The sequence below is a fragment of the Xenorhabdus bakwenae genome (assembly GCF_030272115.1).
Classification (GTDB): Bacteria; Pseudomonadota; Gammaproteobacteria; order Enterobacterales; family Enterobacteriaceae; genus Xenorhabdus; species Xenorhabdus bakwenae.
Map to the genome: position 1 here is coordinate 2,723,625 of NZ_CP119194.1, position 16,246 is coordinate 2,739,870.

Here is a 16,246-nt window from a genome sequence, read left to right on the forward strand (position 1 = left end):
CTGGATTGAATTTCAGCTTGTGGATGAGCAGGGGGGAGCCATTAACCGGTATACCTTATAAGCTGACAAGCCGGGGGAACAAAAGCATTGTGCGAACGGGCACTACAGATGGGAATGGCTTATTACGTGAAGCAGATCTTCCCCCCATGCCTGTGACATTATCTGTTACAGCACAACCTCTTGCCGATGAAATAGTTAAACGAACACCCCGCCAGCAAACGGGAGAGGCTAATTCTCTTGTTAAGCCAACGGCTATATTGGACGGACATGAATACCAATATATGACATTGGGTATGCTCAGTAATGCATACCCTAAGATTAAAGGCTGGCAGGAAGACGAATTGAAATCATCCGAACACTTTAAAAATTCGACCTTAAAAGGATTTAGCGCCCATCCTCTTAACCGGCGGTATGTACTGGAAGTTCAGGCGATAGAAAGTGGGATTACCTTAACGATTGGTGTCTTTTTTGATGGAACGGGAAACAATACCAAGAATATTAATGAGCGGCTTCTATGTATTCCAGAAGCAACCAATACCAGTCAACAGTCAATGAGTTGTTCTTTTAACCAATTTGGGTTGCCCGGTGATACCTCGCGGATCAGTTATGATGGTTACTATACCAACGTGCATTTTTTGCATGAAATATATCTTGATGGAAAACCTGATGAAAACTCACTTCAAATCAAAGTGTATATCGAAGGAATTGGTACGCAGGCGGGAAAATCAGACAGCGTGGTGGGCTATGGATTGGGTATAGGGGAAACCGGTGTTCATGCCAAAACCGAAATGGCCATACAAAAAATAAAAACTGAACTTGCAGAATCACTGAAGAGTATTCAAAGTAATATCAAATGCCTGCAATTTGATATTATCGGCTTTAGCCGGGGAGCTGCGGCAGCGCGGCACTTCGCTAATCGGGTTTTTAATTGTGATCCGATTTTGGAGCAGGCGTTAACAGATTGTTTTGACCAGTACCGCTATCTGGGTAAGTTTGCCTGCCCCACGGGAAAAAGCCGTTTTCTGGGGATCTTTGATACTGTAGCGGCTATTGGCACATTAGGTAATGGGCTGAACCCACATTCGGCCGATACGGGAGCAGTTGATATTTGTTTACCCGCAGGCATTGCCGAACATATCTTCCACATCTCGGCCATGAATGAATGCCGCTATAACTTCTCTTTAAACAGTGTCAACCCTGATTATCCAGAACTGATATTTCCGGGGGCTCATTCAGATATTGGCGGGGGGTATAACCCGATCGAAACAGAAAGATTATTTATCACCCGGCCACGCACTCTTACAGTAGATGAAAGTATTCCCAATAGCGCCACCTGGATATATAAAAAAGCACAGGATGAATTATCTCAGATGAGAGGCTACCCCACTATTGCTCCGTTACTTCACGGTAACCGGGTAAAAGTAGAAACATGGCAAAACAACCAGTTTTATCCCCGTAACGAGCTGGAGCGCTTTCAAAAACAAGTGGCAGCGGCAGCAGTGCTGTATCGTGAAATTACCAATGACTGGTCTAAAGTCGTTATGCGAGTGATGCAGGATGCAGCACAAGAAGCAGGTATAGTCTTTGGTAAACCCAAAGATAAAGATGACGATTACCAACTGTCCCCGGAGCTTACTTTATTAGCAGAAAAAGCGATTAAACAAGGACGAGCTATTCGGCAAGGTCAGGCATTGATTCCTTTTACTGCTGAAGAGTTAACTATGATTCAAACTAAATATGTACATTGCTCATCTCACTGGAATTCTGTGGTAATAAAAGATGAACAGATTCAAGGTGGCGTGAATGCGGTAGAGTTAGTCAGTTTTGTAAACCGTCCTTGTGAAAAATGGCACCGATCCATATTTGATATTACTGGTAAGGAAATTTCAAAATGAGAAATAAAAAAACATTAGTCTTATTATTGAGTCTAGGCATGATTGTGGGATTAACTGCCTGTCAGTCTTATCCTCCGGGAAAACGAGTGGTGACTTATAAACCCATTGTACGGCACAGTCAGCCGTTGCCTTATGATAAATGGTGGTTTAAGTTACGCACGCCGAAATATTTTCCTGCCAGCATCAGCTTTGTCCAATTTCAGGATGAGGATAACTATATTGTTCAAAAATTTATGCCAGATGGTGCAAACCCAGATTATGAAAGTTTGCATGGCTGGAATAAACGCTTAAGGGGGAGTAGTGGTATTCGAAACTATGGTGAAACTTTACCCCGTTCATTGATCGTTTGCTGGGATTCAGTTATTGATAAAAAATCTTATCAGACAACCTTTAAATTTACTCCTGAGGTCTGGCAACTAATGCGTGAGCCTGCCTTTTATCCCAGATATGAAAAACAACCACCGGATTACCGGAAAGTTATTTATATCGGTTTAGCACCAAGTGGTATAGCTCGCGCATGGTTAAGCGGCATCGATAAGAATAACGGTGATAATATCTTAATTGCCACTGGTGAATCCGTTTTCGGCAATAAGATGACGGTATGTCAGGGTAAAACAAAGCATTCTAGTGGTTATGGAGACGATTACCCGGAATATATCAAAGATTTTATCAAAGGGAAAAAATACCCCTACGGTGAGTGGTAAAACGGTTATTTGGAAATCGCCTCAACATCAGAAATTGGCATGATTTCTGATGTTGGAACTTGAGACCAATCACTAAATGAGAAATAAGAAAATATTAGCATTGTTACTTTGCTCAAGCATGATATTTGGATTAACTGCTTGTCACTCTTATCCGTCCGGAAAGCGGGTAGTGACCTATAGCTGGATTAACGCAATAAGTGCAACATGCGACCCAGTATAGGCTTCCATTGGCGTCAGCCCATTTAAAATCTTTCTTGGTGTCATATTCAGCCTCAATTCCATATCGCTGATACCTTACCCCGCCAGTGGGCTAAAAGCGGTTCCCTTAGGCCATTGGCGACGAACTAAACCCTTTGTAGCAAGAGTTTATGGTTTCACATATATAAGTAAAAAAGGGAAACAAGTGGATTTTGAGGAGAATGTGGAGGCTTATGACGCAGAAAAAAAAGATTGCATTTGGAAATAAACGTGACGTTGTTTAAGATTTTGTGTAATCGCCATTTCATGTTAAATGTGACCGTCTAGGCGGTCTTATTGGAGGCGTGTCCGAGATACAGCAAGAGAATTAAATAAAGCCATTAATATCAGTCAATTATACCTAACATCTATGATTTTTGATTTGGATAAGATTTTCTTTTAAAAGGAGGGACCGTAATCCCAACTTCCAGAAGAAAATATTTCCTTTTAATTAGCTCAAAAGCAACGATGATGAAATCAAATAACATTAATGGCGCATACCGATTGCCAGTCGATTCATCCCATTCATAAGCGCAATCGCAAAAGTCAAATCAGAAATTTCCTGATCTGTGAAATGATCTTTTAAGGGTAAATAAGCATAATCGTCTGCGTGTGTGGTCACAACGTGAGTCAATGCCTCGGCCCATTCCAACGCCGCTTTTTCACGGGGAGTAAACTGACTACTCACTCGCCAACCGGCTAATTCAGCTAACCGACGTTCTGCCTCTTGATTTTCGCGCAAAACTTGCGAGTGTTTGTTTAAACAGAAAGAACAACCATTAATTTGAGATACGCGCAAATAGATCAATTCAACCAATTGCAAACCTAACGGACTATTTTCCAGACCTTCTTTTACAGCACGAAAACCTTGCAGTAACTCTGGAGATAAGTTGTAGTAGGCGAGACGCAATTTACTCATAAATAATACTCCTTATATTAATATTCCAAGAAACTATATTAAAAACACTTACATTAAGTAAAGGAGAAAATTATTTTTTATAAGACCAAATCATTTAAGCAATAAAACGCATAAAAACCCGTCATTCAAAGAGATAAATATAATCCACTGAATTAATTATTCAGTAAAGTAACTATCAAAAAAAACGCCACACAAGTAATAAGTGGCATTTCATCTTACATGGCAAACTAAATAGTTAACATTTCAATTCACCGATTTATAGACAGTAATTTAAAATGATCAGGGATATATTTTCCGATATTAAGACATTCTTCTTGGATCAGGACCGTATTCATTATTACCCTGAGTACCTTTCAACAGAGTAAAAACGAATACAAGAATGCTGGCTACAGGAACAAAGGTAAATAAAATCCACCATCCAGAACAGTTAATATCATGCAGTCGGCGTATTGTTACAGCAAGATTTGGAATAAAAGTAACAATGATATAAATCCCCAACAATGCAATACCGGCAGTATCATTAATTGCTGAACCCAATACTAAAAGAACAAAGGCTACAATAATGTTCAATAACTGGAACATCCAATATTCTTTACGACGGGCACGGCCAGAAAATTCAGCATAATTCTTTAAAACACTAAAATACCAATTCATAATGTCACTTTGTTTAAATTAAATGATATAAAATAAAAATAGGCAAACTATAAAGGATGATAGATTCTATACTCATTTATCTTTTTATGTCCACAATTCATGATTCGTTGATAGATGGCTCCTTATTCATGTCATTATTAGATAATGAATTAAAAAATACTTCCAAATGTAAAATTAGAAACAGGAACAATATAAACCTCTTTAACTCATATCAAAGTTATGCATAAATCTATCCGAAAAATAAGAGCAATTATGTTACTATAAACTATAGCTTACATCCACAAGATTCACTAATCTGTAATTCGAGTTCAAACTCCCGCTCTTGAGCTGTCCTATTCCATGTTCTTAATATTTCAATGGCAGTTTTAGCCATTTTATCGATGGGCTGACGCACTGCGATTCAAGAAATTGGACATGTTATAGGAAAAATACCTAACACGATAAAAAAACAGCATCACGCCGGATGCTGTTTTTTAAGTCATGATTTAAATTATTAGCTTCACACCTGATACATTTTCCGTAAATAACAAGAAACGGCATCATCTGCATTGGAACCAATGACTTCCATATCAGGTAAAATATCTTTCAAGCGCTGATGCGCTCCCTGCATGATACAGCCTTTACCGGCCGCACTTAACATTTCTCGATCGTTCATACCATCGCCAAAAGCAATGCAGTCATTTAATTGATACCCGATCAATTGACAAACTTGCTCCAATGCATGGCCTTTAGAAACACCACCAGCCATCACTTCCAAACAATTCCTCAGTGAAAAACTGACATTAACCCTTTCCCCCCAACGCGCTTTAATCCTCTCTTCCAAATCCACCAAATAATCATGATCTTCACTGGTGTAATAAACCTTGCATACGCCATCCGTGGAAAAATTATCGCGCTGAAAAAGTTGGTAATGGAAAACGGACTCCTGAAAAAACGCTTTCTGTTCAGGTGATTCTCTATTTATTAGCCAATCATCGTTATTGAAATAATTAGTCAGGATATCGGGATTATCAAACTCCAATAAACACAAATCATGGGCAATATCCGGATCTAAGTTATGGCTAAATACCAATTCATCCTGGGGATTGTGAACCCTTGCACCGTTGGAAGTGATCATATAAGCATCAATGCCTAATCCATCACGGATCTGTCCCACATCAATATGATGCCGCCCTGTTGCAAAAACAAAATGAATCCCTTGTTCCGTCAATAAGTTCAACGTTTCCTTGGTATACGGGGTTAATTTATGGTCGGGAGATAACAAAGTGCCATCTAAATCTGAAGCAACAATATGATACATGGTTATAGTTCCTAAACTAAATCAGTTCTGGTCAAAAAAATCACAAATTGCATTGAGGCCCTGCGCTCGCAATACATCTTTTTCGAACAGGATTTCGTGATGAGCCCCCTGGATAATCAGGGGATTTTGGTGCGATGCACAAAAAGCCAATAACTCCCGATGACTGACTATCTTATCTTCACTTGCTTGTAATACGATGAGTGGAGTTTGAATTTTGCCCGCATTTTCAATCAGATTATCGCCCATCAGCATACTTTCACGCATCCAATGGTAAGTCGGCCCCCCAAGGCGCAATTCAGGATAATCAGCATAGTAACGCAAATAACGCTGATAACGCGCATAACTGTGCGTTAATAGATTGATAAAATAGGGTAATGGCTGCCATTGCCCCGTTGACAGGGCATAGGCGTTACGTCTTTTGATACTGGGTTCCGCCTGATTAACCAGAAAATTCGCTAACCAGCGCGGCATGGGTAAGTTAATACCAAACATCGGCGCACATAACGCCACAGCACGAAAAATCGGTTCCTGGTAACGCACCAGAAAACGGCTCAAAATTGCGCCCCCCATTGAATGGGCCAGAGCATAACAGCGATGAGACTGACGAGGTGCTACTTCAAGCTCAATAAATTTAACTAAGTCATCCACATAATGATCGAATTCTTCAACATGGCCTTTTTGTCGATCGTCTAACATTCTCCCTGAACGGCCTTGCCCACGATGATCAATAATGAAAACATCGTAACCCAGATGATAAAAATCATAGGCAACTTCAGTATATTTCACGTAACTTTCACTACGGCCAGGCAAAACGACGAGTGTTTTGTCATGATGGAAGGAACAAAAGGAGACATAATGGATGGAAATATCATCAACTCCTACAAATTGCCGTTCTTCCCTTGTTTGCCAAAAATCCAGTAATAGTCCATTCGTAAAGGCTGAGAACTGAGGTTCACGGTTTAACCAGCTGGCTTTCAATATCTCAGATACCATGCGTTATCCTCAGTTCACTGTCCTTTAGTTATTCAAATCTTTCAGTTACTCGAATTCTTCAAAATGCTCTCGGATTAAGGTCATAAATGCATCACCAAAACGCTCTAATTTCCGCTGACCAACGCCATTAATCAGCAAAAGTTCATCTGGCGTTATTGGGCACTGCTCTGCCATCTCAATTAACGTGACATCATTGAAAACAACAAAGGGTGGAATATTGTTTTCATCAGCAATGGATTTACGCAATTTGCGTAACTTAGCAAATAATTTGCGATCATAATTGCCACTGTATGATTTGTTTTGCTGATTGCGGCTTTTCAAGTTTTGGATACGTGGTACGGCAAGTTGCAGAGACACTTCGCCACGTAATACAGGCCGTGCAGCCTCTGTCAATTGCAGCGCAGAATAGTTGGCAATGTTTTGGCTGATAAGCCCCAGGTGAATAAGCTGACGCAAAACGCTCATCCAATGTTCCTGACTCTGCTCTTTACCCATGCCATAAACAGGCAGCTTGTCGTGCCCAAAATCTCTAATGCGTTGATTATTCGCACCACGTAGCACTTCTACAATATAGCCAATCCCAAAACGTTGTCCAACGCGATAGATGCAGGACAGCGCTTTCTGTGCTTCGACCAGACCGTCGTAACGTTTGGGAGGATCAAGGCAAATATCACAGTTGCCACAAGCTGTTTGGCGGCTTTCCCCGAAATAATTCAACAATACCAAGCGACGACAGGTCTGCGCCTGTGCAAATGCGCCCATAGCATTGAGTTTATGCCGCTCAATATCCTGTTGTTCACCAGTAGGTTTTTCCTCTAAACAGCGACGCAGCCATACCATATCCGCAGGATCGTAAAACAGCACGGCTTCCGCCGGTAAGCCATCTCGCCCAGCCCGGCCTGTTTCCTGATAATAAGATTCGATATTACGGGGAATATCAAAGTGCACAACAAAGCGCACATTAGGTTTGTTAATTCCCATACCAAATGCAACCGTTGCTACTACGATCTGCAAATCATCTCGCTGGAAGGCATCTTGTACCCATGCCCGTTGACTGTTTTCCAGCCCCGCATGGTAAGGCGCAACACTTAACCCCCGCTTTTGCAGACGCACTGCGGTTTCTTCCACTTTATTACGGCTATTGCAATAGATAATGCCACTTTTTCCCTGCTGGCCTCGGACAAATGACCAAAGCTGATCAAGCGGTTTGTATTTTTCAACTAAAGTATAGCGAATATTGGGACGATCAAAGCTGCTGATATGGATAATCGGCTCATGCAACTCCAATAAACGTACGATATCCTGACGGGTCGCTTTATCTGCTGTAGCGGTTAGTGCAATCACTGGAAGCTCGGGGAAACGACGACGGAGTTGCCCTAATGCTCGATATTCTGGGCGAAAATCATGCCCCCATTGAGAAACACAATGAGCTTCATCGACAGCCAATAAAACAGGTGGCCAGTCGCGGAGCTGGTCAAGAAAGTTATCCGTTACCAGCCGTTCAGGCGCGATATAGAGCAGTTTAATACTTCCCTTACGACAACGTTGAATGATATCAAATTGCTGTTCACGATTTTGAGTTGAGTTCAGGCATTCCGCTTCAACGCCATTCGCACGCAGCTGATCAACCTGGTCTTTCATCAATGAAATGAGTGGAGACACAACCAGAGTCAGCCCATTTTTAACCAATGCGGGGATCTGGTAGCACAGTGACTTACCGCCTCCCGTTGGCATAACCACCAGACAGTCGCGTCCGTCAAGAACGGCGTCAATCACTTGCTGCTGCCCCGGACGAAATTGCTGGTATCCGAATGTTTTTCGTAATGCTTGTTCAGCCAGCGAGGCCGTGCTGATAAGTTCTGCGGTAGACACGCCTTTCCTCGATCGTTAGATACTAATCCCTGAAAAAGCCTGAAAACAGGCTATAAAAATACAGTAGCGATCCGATCGCCTGTATATAAAAAATTACCGTTTATTCTACACGCTATATGGTTATTTTTTGTAGTCCGTTTTTTCCCCCCTGAATTGTTTCTCGAAGCGCTTCACAGACTGGCAAAGACGATAATGAAAGCATAGACTTAACAAGAAATTAACTATATAAATTCATTTAGCACCCGTTAATTTTACTTTTTATTATCAGATTATCAGGAAAATCACCATGGAAAATACTCAGCCAGTAGACACCCTCTTAACGCCAGAAGAAGCCCGTAAATTTATCGGTGAAATCTTTGTTTATCGTATGCCATTCAACCGCCTGTTGGGTCTCGAACTGCTCCGCTTCGAGCAAGACTACGCAGAACTGCAATTTTGTTACCAAGAAAAATTGGTAGGTAATATGATCCATAAAATTCTACACGGGGGTGCTATTGCTTCCATATTAGATGTTGCTGGAGGGCTGGTTTGTGCTGGCAATGCATTAACATCCATTGAAACAATGACCATCGCCGAGATCCAAAAACGTCTAACCACATTAGGCACTATTGATTTGCGCGTGGATTATCTGCGCCCAGGACGTGGTGAAGTATTTACTGCCAGTTGCAATCTTATCCGCGCAGGCAATAAAGTTTCTGTCGCCAGAATTGAATTGCATAATGAAAAACAAGTGCATATCGCTAGTGCCACGGGAACTTATTTGGTCGGCTGATGTTTTCAGACCCTAATACCTAAAACGAATACCCCACTCATGCCCAGAATACAAACTTAAAATAAATGAAGGAATTAATAATTTAGCATAAAGTGCTATTTGGCTAAGTGGAAAATTTAATTTATTATTCATGCGATTAACTACTTGTAAATCATTCATCCCAATGACAAATTGTATAGGTCTATGAGCTATCACCTTAACCAGCTCTTCTGATTTTCTGAACATTTTCTAAATATTCAAGGATATTATGAGTAACCAACAGACTGCCAAAGGTATCTTGTATGCCTTGGGGGCTTGTCTTATTTGGGGATTTGCGCCCATTTACTTCAAAGCCATACAATATGTGCCCCCCGATGAAATCGTATCACACCGTGTTATATGGTCAGTTTTTTTTATGGTACTGTTGCTGACAGTGACTCGTCACTGGCGCCAGACTTGGGCTGTTGTTCGCCAGCCAAAGATACTGCTATTACTAGGCATCACTGCCTTCACTATTACCAGTAACTGGCTTACCTATATCTGGGCAGTCAATAATGGGCACTTGCTGGAAGCGAGTCTGGGGTATTTTATTAGCCCACTGGTTAATGTGCTGTTTGGTATGATATTTCTTGGTGAACGTTTTCGCCGTATGCAGTGGGTTGCCGTAGGATTGGCCTTTACCGGTGTATTGATCCAGCTATGGCAGTTCGGTTCTGTACCGGTGATTGGTTTGTACTTAGCGACGACGTTTGCTGTCTATGGGCTGATCCGCAAAAAATTGGGAATTGATGCACAGACGGGGATGTTGATTGAGACAAGCTGGGTATTCCCTGTCGCCCTAATTTACCTGCTGTTTTTCACCCATAGTCCAACAAGTAATATGTTGGATAATACGTACTCTTTGAACCTTATGTTGATTGCTGCCGGTATTATTACGACGGTGCCACTGCTGCTCTTCACCGCAGCAGCTACGCATCTGCGTTTATCTACGCTGGGCTTCTTCCAGTATCTTGGCCCGACATTGATGTTCTTGTTGGCAACGCTAGTTTATGGCGAGGAAATTGGTCCCGATCGTTTGATGACGTTTGGCTTTATCTGGGCTGCCCTGATTTTGTTTATACTGGATGCGCTCTATACGCAACGTCGTTTACGGCAGTAGCCAACTTCCTCCAACAAGCACCCGTATCGATAAAATGTCTAAACTGACCCAAGGTATTAGCGAAAATTCGGGTCAGTTTCTTCATAAATTAAATCGATTTCAACTTGCAGTATCACGACATCCCTCCTCCAGAAACATAGATAACCATGTAACTGGAGACAGATAGCTGGTGAGATGATTACAGCCAATTTTTGCGTTTGAAGTAGAGATAAGGGGCCAGGCCCGCTGCTATCATCAATCCAATCGCCGCAGGATAGCCGAATGTCCAATGCAGCTCCGGCATAAATTCGAAGTTCATACCGTAGCTGGACGCGACTAATGTTGGTGGCAGGAATACCACCGAAACCACCGAGAAAATCTTGATAATTCGGCTTTGTTCGATGTTGATAAAGCCCATCGCCGCCTGCATCAAGAAGTTCACTTTCTGGAACAGGGATTCGTTGTGCGGTAGCAAGGATTCAATATCCCGCAGTATTTCACGAGCCTGTTCCAACTGATTGGCTGGCAAGCGGGCACGGCGCACAAGGAAGTTCAGCGCACGCTGGCTATCCATCAGACACAAGCGGACTTTCCAGCCAATATCTTCCTGTTCAGCAAGATTAGACAAAGCAGAATCAAACTCATCGCCCTGTTTGCCTTTCATAATGACCCGACTCAGAGATTCAAGCGCACTATAGATGTTTTCAATGACATCAGCCAATTGTTCGATTTTGGTTTCGAACAAGTCCATCAACAGTTCATAGGCATTTCCATCAACCATCGTCTGGTTACGGGCACGCATTCGGTATAATCGAAATGCAGGGAGTTCACGCTCTCGCAATGTGTAGAGACGACCGTCACGGATGGTAAATGCGACTGTCGAGTTGCCAGCATGGTCTTCGGCATCTTCAAAGTAGAAGAATGAATGGACGTGCATACCATCTTCATCTTCAAAAAAACGGGCTGATGCCTCGATGTCATCCAACTCGGTGCGGGTCGCCAGGGCTTGTCCCAGCTCATTCTGGACGCGGAGGCGATCATCATCCCCCAGCCCCACTAAATCTACCCACATGGAATCAGATAACTTATCACCTTCTTCAAGTTCAAGACGGAGCAGGCGATTATTCTCTAATTTAAATGCGTTCAGCATGTACCATAAGTCTCCTTATACTCCCTACGCTTATCGTAAGGCGCGAATGTTACGCTTAGAAGAAAAAGTCTGTCAACATTCAACCGGATTATTGGCCTGTTTCGAGTCGGGCATAAGCGGCCACCAACCACTTAATGCCTTCGCCCTGAAACGCGATTTGCAAGCGGCAATGCTCCCCACTGCCTTCTATATTGATAATCGTCCCTTCACCAAATTTGGGATGGCGTACACGCTGTCCAAGTGCATAACCACTGTCATTGGCACTGACAGGCGTACCCAGTCGTCTGTGGCTGACCGGACGGGATACCGTTGCCCGCAAGCGAACTTCTGCCACGCATTCTGTCGGTAATTCTCCAATAAAACGAGATGGGCGATGATGCACTTCCTTACCATATAAACGACGGCTTTCCGCATAAGTCAGCGTCAGTTTTGCCATCGCCCGGGTAACGCCTACATAGGCCAGACGACGCTCTTCTTCCAGCCGACCGCCTTCTTCGATGGACATCTGACTCGGAAACATGCCCTCTTCCATCCCCACAATAAAAACTTGCGGGAATTCCAAACCCTTCGCTGAGTGCAAGGTCATCAGTTGCACTGCATCCTGATAGGCATCTGCCTGACCTTCCCCCGATTCAAGTGCGGCATGGGAAAGGAAGGCTTGCAATGGCAGCAGATTTTCATCTTCATCCTGATAGCTGAATTGGCGGGTTGCCGTGACCAATTCTTCAAGGTTTTCGATACGCGCTTGCGCCTTTTCGCCTTTCTCCTGTTGATACATCGCCCATAGGCCAGAATCACGGATAATGCGATCGGTCTGCACATGCAACGACATCTCCTGCGTTTCCGTTTCCAGCGCATCAATCAATTCGATGAAGCGTTGCAGCGCAGATGCCGCACGGCCAGCCAGCACTTTTTCCTGTATCAATCCCTGACTACTTTCCCACAAGGTTTTTTGCTGATCCCGCGCCACCTGGCGCACAACATCAAGCGTTCTGTCACCAATGCCACGCGTCGGGGTATTCACCACACGTTCAAAAGCAGCATCATCGTGACGGTTTGATACCAGACGCAAATAAGACAAGGCATCTTTGATTTCCTGACGTTCGAAGAAACGCTGACCACCATAAATGCGGTAAGGCATGGAAGCCTGCAACAAGGCTTCTTCCAGTACGCGGGATTGGGCATTACTGCGATACAGGATCGCACACTCTTTCAGTGCACCGCCATTATCCAGCCAATGCTTGATACGGCCGACAACATAACGGGACTCATCCAATTCATTGAAGGCGCAATAAAGTGAAATTGGCTCTCCCTCGCTGCCTTCTGTCCACAAATTCTTGCCCAAACGATCACTGTTATGAGCAATCAGGGCATTGGCCGCTTTCAGGATATTACTGGTCGAACGGTAATTCTGTTCCAGACGGAGCGTTTCCGCTCCCTGAAAATCCTTGAGGAAACGCTGGATATTTTCTACCTGCGCACCACGCCAGCCATAAATGGACTGGTCATCGTCTCCGACAATCATGACCTTACCGCTATCACCAGCCAGAAGACGAATCCAGGCGTATTGAATGCTGTTGGTATCCTGAAATTCATCCACCAGAATATTCGTGAAGCGTTCACGATAATGTTGCAGGATTTGTGGCTTATTCAGCCAAAGTTCATGGGCGCGTAGCAACAATTCAGCAAAATCCACCAGCCCTGCGCGGTCACACGCTTCCTGATAAGCCTGGTAGATTTTCAGCCAGGTCGCCTCTACCGGATTGCCATAGCTTTCAATGTGTTGCGGACGCAATCCTTCATCTTTTTTGCCATTGATGTACCACATCCCCTGACGGGAAGACCACTGTTTTTCATCCAGATTCATCGCTTTGATGATACGTTTGATGAGGCGGTGTTGATCTTCGCTGTCAAGGATCTGAAAATCCTGCGGCAGATTTGCATCAAGGTGATGAGCGCGCAGCAAGCGGTGAGCAAGTCCATGGAATGTACCGATCCACATTCCGCCCTGGCTGGTGCCAATCAGGTTTTCGATTCGGTGCCGCATCTCAGCAGCCGCTTTATTGGTAAACGTGACTGCCATAATGGAAAATGGCGAGGCATTTTCAACTGACAGTAACCAAGCGATCCGATGTACCAGCACGCGCGTTTTACCACTGCCAGCCCCAGCCAGCACCAGCATGTTACTACGGGATGCGGCGACCGCTTCACGTTGTTTATCATTGAGGCTTTCGAGCAGATAAGAAACGTCCATAATTACCGTCAGTTGTGAGTATTTTTATACAGATTTCAGTCTGAAATTATATCAGTGCTATCAAAGAAGCCAAATCAGAAATCTCAATATGTGGAACCAAACGTCCTTCAGGTTCCTGCATCAGATTTTTATTTTCGATGTTAATCCAGCAAGCTTGCATACCACTGCAAAGTGCGCCTTCTACATCTGTAGTCAGATTATCCCCCACATGCAGGATCTGATTTATAGGCAGATTGAGCCGCTCTGCTGCGAGCTGGTACATATCAGGGTAAGGTTTGGCGCGCCCATCTATGCCCGCTTTCAATACAAATTCAAAATAACGGGCAAGCCCGCATGCAGCCGGTTCAGCGTTCCCATTGGTAATTGCCACTAACGGCATTTTTTCCGCCAGTACGGACAACGCCTTATGAGTCGATTCAGGAACCGTGATTTGGTTACGCCAGTACGTAAAACAGGACATGATTTCATTCGTACCGCATACCGCCTCTTCATGATTGAAACCCTGGTGGGCAAACATGAGTTCTGCGGATTGTCGCCGCCATGAAGTCACATCATGATAAATCTCCGGTTCCCGTTCAAGAACCGCCTGGCGGTATAAATGCAGATCTTCATAGCCAAAGTGACCGAATTTGGCATCGTACTGCCTGATAAAACACAACACTTCTTTTTCGGTTTTATCGATGACCGGATGATTATCGTAAAGCGTATCATCCAGATCGAATGTCATCGCAGAAAACGGCGCGACAGGCCGATAAAAACGCATTATGATTTTCCTCGTTTGGCTCTGGGGTGGGCCACATCATAGACTTTGGTCAGGTGCTGAAAATCCAGATGAGTATAGATCTGGGTGGTCGACAAATTCGCGTGACCCAGTAATTCCTGTACTGCTCGCAGATCGCCGCTGGACTCCAGAATATGTGTGGCAAAAGAGTGACGCAATTTATGAGGGTTAACATGGCTGCTAACACCTTGCCGAATCCCCCACTGTTCAAATCGTTTCTGTACATTACGGGCAGAGAGACGTTTGCCGCTTTTGGTGGAAATGAACAGCGCATTATCTTCCGGTTCAAGTAATTCCCGCATTTCCAGCCAACGCCGGAGCCATTCCTGCGCCATACGGCCGAACGGCACTTTACGCTCTTTGCTGCCCTTGCCATGTACCCAAACGTCCCCAGTTTCCAAATCCAAATGGCGGCAATCCAGGCCCACCAGTTCAGACAAACGCAATCCCGCTCCGTACATCACTTCCAGCATGGTTCTGTCACGCACTGACAGCGGATCGTTCAGATTAATATTGAGTAGTTGGTTAACTTCATCCACATCCATATTTTTAGGTAAGTGGCGTTTTTTACGTGGGGTACTGACTGTTTTAGCCGGATTAGCTGCCAGCTTATTTTGCATTACCATCCAGTCAAGAAAACTACGCAGAGAAGAAAAGCGTAAAGCAAGGCTGGCAGACTGCAATCCTGCCCGCCGGCTGCGGGAGGCAAACATTTTGACCTTAACCGAATCTAATTCCTGCCACTCACGTATCTCCATCTCCCGTGACATTTCCGCCAAAACAGCCAAATGGCGTCGATAGTTCGTGATCGTGACGGGGCTTAAACGTCGCTCAACCCGCAAATAGTGCAAGAAGTCTTCCACGGGCGCTAACAGTAAATCAATCGGCTGAGTCATGCGCGTTCAATCCAACGGGACAACAAATCCGGCAACAGCTTCGCCAAATGGGCGAGAATGTCAGTTCCCATGCTTTCGTGATAGTGCTGTTTATTATGACTATTGAAAATGACCATGCCCAACTCCCCTCGTGATCCCAAAAGGGAAATCGCCACGGAGCCAACATGACGGGCCTGTGGCATCAACAATAAAATCTCTGGGCCATGCAAGCGGCCAAGATAATGATTTTTTTCACCGAATCGTTTAATGCGAACGGCTTCAAAAGCCTGACGGGAAATCGCCAGCTCCGGCACATTCAGTGGTGCGCCAATATGCCATTGATCACCGAACAACCGAATATAACTGTTACTTAATCCCAATGTTTTTGACCATGAACTTAAGCAGGAAAGAAAGTCCTGTAAACTCTTGGCGCCAGAGAGATCTGTCAGTAATTGCAATAGGCTACTGAACAGCACTTCATTCTGTTTCGCCTGCTCTATCAAATGGTTCAGATCGTCTTCCAGATAACAGATACGTTTCCTCTGGCGGTTCATATGCCATTCCATTAAAGAAACACATTCCCGCACTGGATGAGGAACTCTTATCTTATCGACCATATTGGCATTACGGATAAAAAAATCTGGATTATTCAATAAATAATCCACGACTGTCTGATCATCCAACCTGTTTCCAATGTGCAATGGATCGTCTTTTTTACTCATT

The 16,246-nt window shown here is 44.0% G+C and carries 14 protein-coding genes; 4 read left to right on the forward strand and 10 right to left on the reverse strand.

What is annotated here, in order from left to right; genetic code table 11:
- Positions 1-89 precede the first annotated feature (89 nt).
- Entirely contained in the window at positions 90-1,895 is a 1,806-nt protein-coding gene (locus PXH59_RS13680; protein ID WP_285808799.1) for a T6SS phospholipase effector Tle1-like catalytic domain-containing protein, read from the forward strand.
- Entirely contained in the window at positions 1,892-2,599 is a 708-nt protein-coding gene (locus PXH59_RS13685; protein WP_285808800.1) for a DUF2931 family protein, read from the forward strand. The genes PXH59_RS13680 and PXH59_RS13685 overlap by 4 nt, the downstream gene beginning before the upstream one ends.
- Positions 2,600-3,323: 724 nt before the next feature.
- Here PXH59_RS13685 and PXH59_RS13690 read toward each other — a convergent pair.
- The 5 genes from PXH59_RS13690 to recQ form a co-directional block, all read right to left on the reverse strand.
- On the reverse strand, positions 3,324-3,755 hold the full coding sequence (locus tag PXH59_RS13690) for a carboxymuconolactone decarboxylase family protein (RefSeq protein ID WP_285808801.1): 432 nt from the start codon (positions 3,753-3,755) through the stop codon (positions 3,324-3,326).
- Positions 3,756-4,055: 300 nt separating this feature from the next.
- Entirely contained in the window at positions 4,056-4,409 is a 354-nt protein-coding gene (locus tag PXH59_RS13695; protein WP_047766295.1) for a DUF805 domain-containing protein, read from the reverse strand.
- Positions 4,410-4,908: 499 nt separating this feature from the next.
- Positions 4,909-5,709, reverse strand: a complete 801-nt coding sequence (yigL, locus tag PXH59_RS13705) for a sugar/pyridoxal phosphate phosphatase YigL (protein ID WP_285808804.1) — start codon at positions 5,707-5,709, stop codon at positions 4,909-4,911.
- 21 nt (positions 5,710-5,730) lie between these two features.
- Entirely contained in the window at positions 5,731-6,702 is a 972-nt protein-coding gene (pldB, locus tag PXH59_RS13710) for a lysophospholipase L2 (protein ID WP_047766297.1), read from the reverse strand.
- Positions 6,703-6,747: 45 nt separating this feature from the next.
- The gene (recQ, locus tag PXH59_RS13715; protein ID WP_285808807.1) at positions 6,748-8,574 is read right to left on the reverse strand and encodes an ATP-dependent DNA helicase RecQ; all 1,827 of its coding nucleotides are present in this window, start codon (positions 8,572-8,574) and stop codon (positions 6,748-6,750) included.
- A 286-nt stretch (positions 8,575-8,860) separates the two neighbouring features.
- Between recQ and PXH59_RS13720 the strand changes: the two genes are divergently transcribed.
- Positions 8,861-9,346: a thioesterase family protein gene (locus tag PXH59_RS13720; protein ID WP_047766299.1), complete on the forward strand. Its 486-nt coding sequence runs from the start codon at positions 8,861-8,863 to the stop codon at positions 9,344-9,346.
- A 247-nt stretch (positions 9,347-9,593) separates the two neighbouring features.
- Positions 9,594-10,484: an EamA family transporter RarD gene (gene rarD, locus PXH59_RS13725; RefSeq protein WP_047766300.1), complete on the forward strand. Its 891-nt coding sequence runs from the start codon at positions 9,594-9,596 to the stop codon at positions 10,482-10,484.
- Positions 10,485-10,662: 178 nt separating this feature from the next.
- Here the strand turns inward: rarD and corA are convergent, their stop codons facing one another.
- The 5 genes from corA to PXH59_RS13750 all read right to left on the reverse strand — a co-directional run bounded on the left by corA (position 10,663) and on the right by PXH59_RS13750 (position 16,245).
- Positions 10,663-11,613, reverse strand: coding sequence for a magnesium/cobalt transporter CorA (gene corA / locus PXH59_RS13730; RefSeq protein WP_047766301.1), 951 nt, complete (start codon positions 11,611-11,613; stop codon positions 10,663-10,665).
- Between the two features lie 88 nt (positions 11,614-11,701).
- Positions 11,702-13,867, reverse strand: a complete 2,166-nt coding sequence (uvrD, locus tag PXH59_RS13735) for a DNA helicase II (RefSeq protein ID WP_285808810.1) — start codon at positions 13,865-13,867, stop codon at positions 11,702-11,704.
- A 46-nt stretch (positions 13,868-13,913) separates the two neighbouring features.
- Positions 13,914-14,630, reverse strand: a complete 717-nt coding sequence (gene yigB / locus PXH59_RS13740) for a 5-amino-6-(5-phospho-D-ribitylamino)uracil phosphatase YigB (protein WP_285808812.1) — start codon at positions 14,628-14,630, stop codon at positions 13,914-13,916.
- Positions 14,630-15,544 carry a tyrosine recombinase XerC gene (gene xerC / locus PXH59_RS13745; protein WP_285808813.1) on the reverse strand — a complete coding sequence of 305 codons (915 nt, stop codon included), beginning with the start codon at positions 15,542-15,544 and terminating at the stop codon, positions 14,630-14,632. The genes yigB and xerC overlap by 1 nt, the downstream gene beginning before the upstream one ends.
- Positions 15,541-16,245, reverse strand: coding sequence for a DUF484 domain-containing protein (locus PXH59_RS13750; protein ID WP_047766305.1), 705 nt, complete (start codon positions 16,243-16,245; stop codon positions 15,541-15,543). The genes xerC and PXH59_RS13750 overlap by 4 nt, the downstream gene beginning before the upstream one ends.
- Between the last annotated feature and the right edge of the window lies 1 nt (position 16,246).

Bases quoted from the DNA above. Each gene is read 5' to 3' on its own strand.
- rarD (WP_047766300.1), top strand. From the start codon at position 9,594: ATGAGTAACCAACAGACTGCCAAAGGTATCTTGTATGCCTTGGGGGCT.
- PXH59_RS13750 (WP_047766305.1), bottom strand. From the start codon at position 16,245: ATGAGTAAAAAAGACGATCCATTGCACATTGGAAACAGGTTGGATGAT.
- PXH59_RS13690 (WP_285808801.1), bottom strand. From the start codon at position 3,755: ATGAGTAAATTGCGTCTCGCCTACTACAACTTATCTCCAGAGTTACTG.
- yigL (WP_285808804.1), bottom strand. From the start codon at position 5,709: ATGTATCATATTGTTGCTTCAGATTTAGATGGCACTTTGTTATCTCCC.
- PXH59_RS13685 (WP_285808800.1), top strand. From the start codon at position 1,892: ATGAGAAATAAAAAAACATTAGTCTTATTATTGAGTCTAGGCATGATT.
- xerC (WP_285808813.1), bottom strand. From the start codon at position 15,544: ATGACTCAGCCGATTGATTTACTGTTAGCGCCCGTGGAAGACTTCTTG.
- pldB (WP_047766297.1), bottom strand. From the start codon at position 6,702: ATGGTATCTGAGATATTGAAAGCCAGCTGGTTAAACCGTGAACCTCAG.
- corA (WP_047766301.1), bottom strand. From the start codon at position 11,613: ATGCTGAACGCATTTAAATTAGAGAATAATCGCCTGCTCCGTCTTGAA.
- PXH59_RS13695 (WP_047766295.1), bottom strand. From the start codon at position 4,409: ATGAATTGGTATTTTAGTGTTTTAAAGAATTATGCTGAATTTTCTGGC.
- PXH59_RS13720 (WP_047766299.1), top strand. From the start codon at position 8,861: ATGGAAAATACTCAGCCAGTAGACACCCTCTTAACGCCAGAAGAAGCC.
- yigB (WP_285808812.1), bottom strand. From the start codon at position 14,630: ATGCGTTTTTATCGGCCTGTCGCGCCGTTTTCTGCGATGACATTCGAT.
- uvrD (WP_285808810.1), bottom strand. From the start codon at position 13,867: ATGGACGTTTCTTATCTGCTCGAAAGCCTCAATGATAAACAACGTGAA.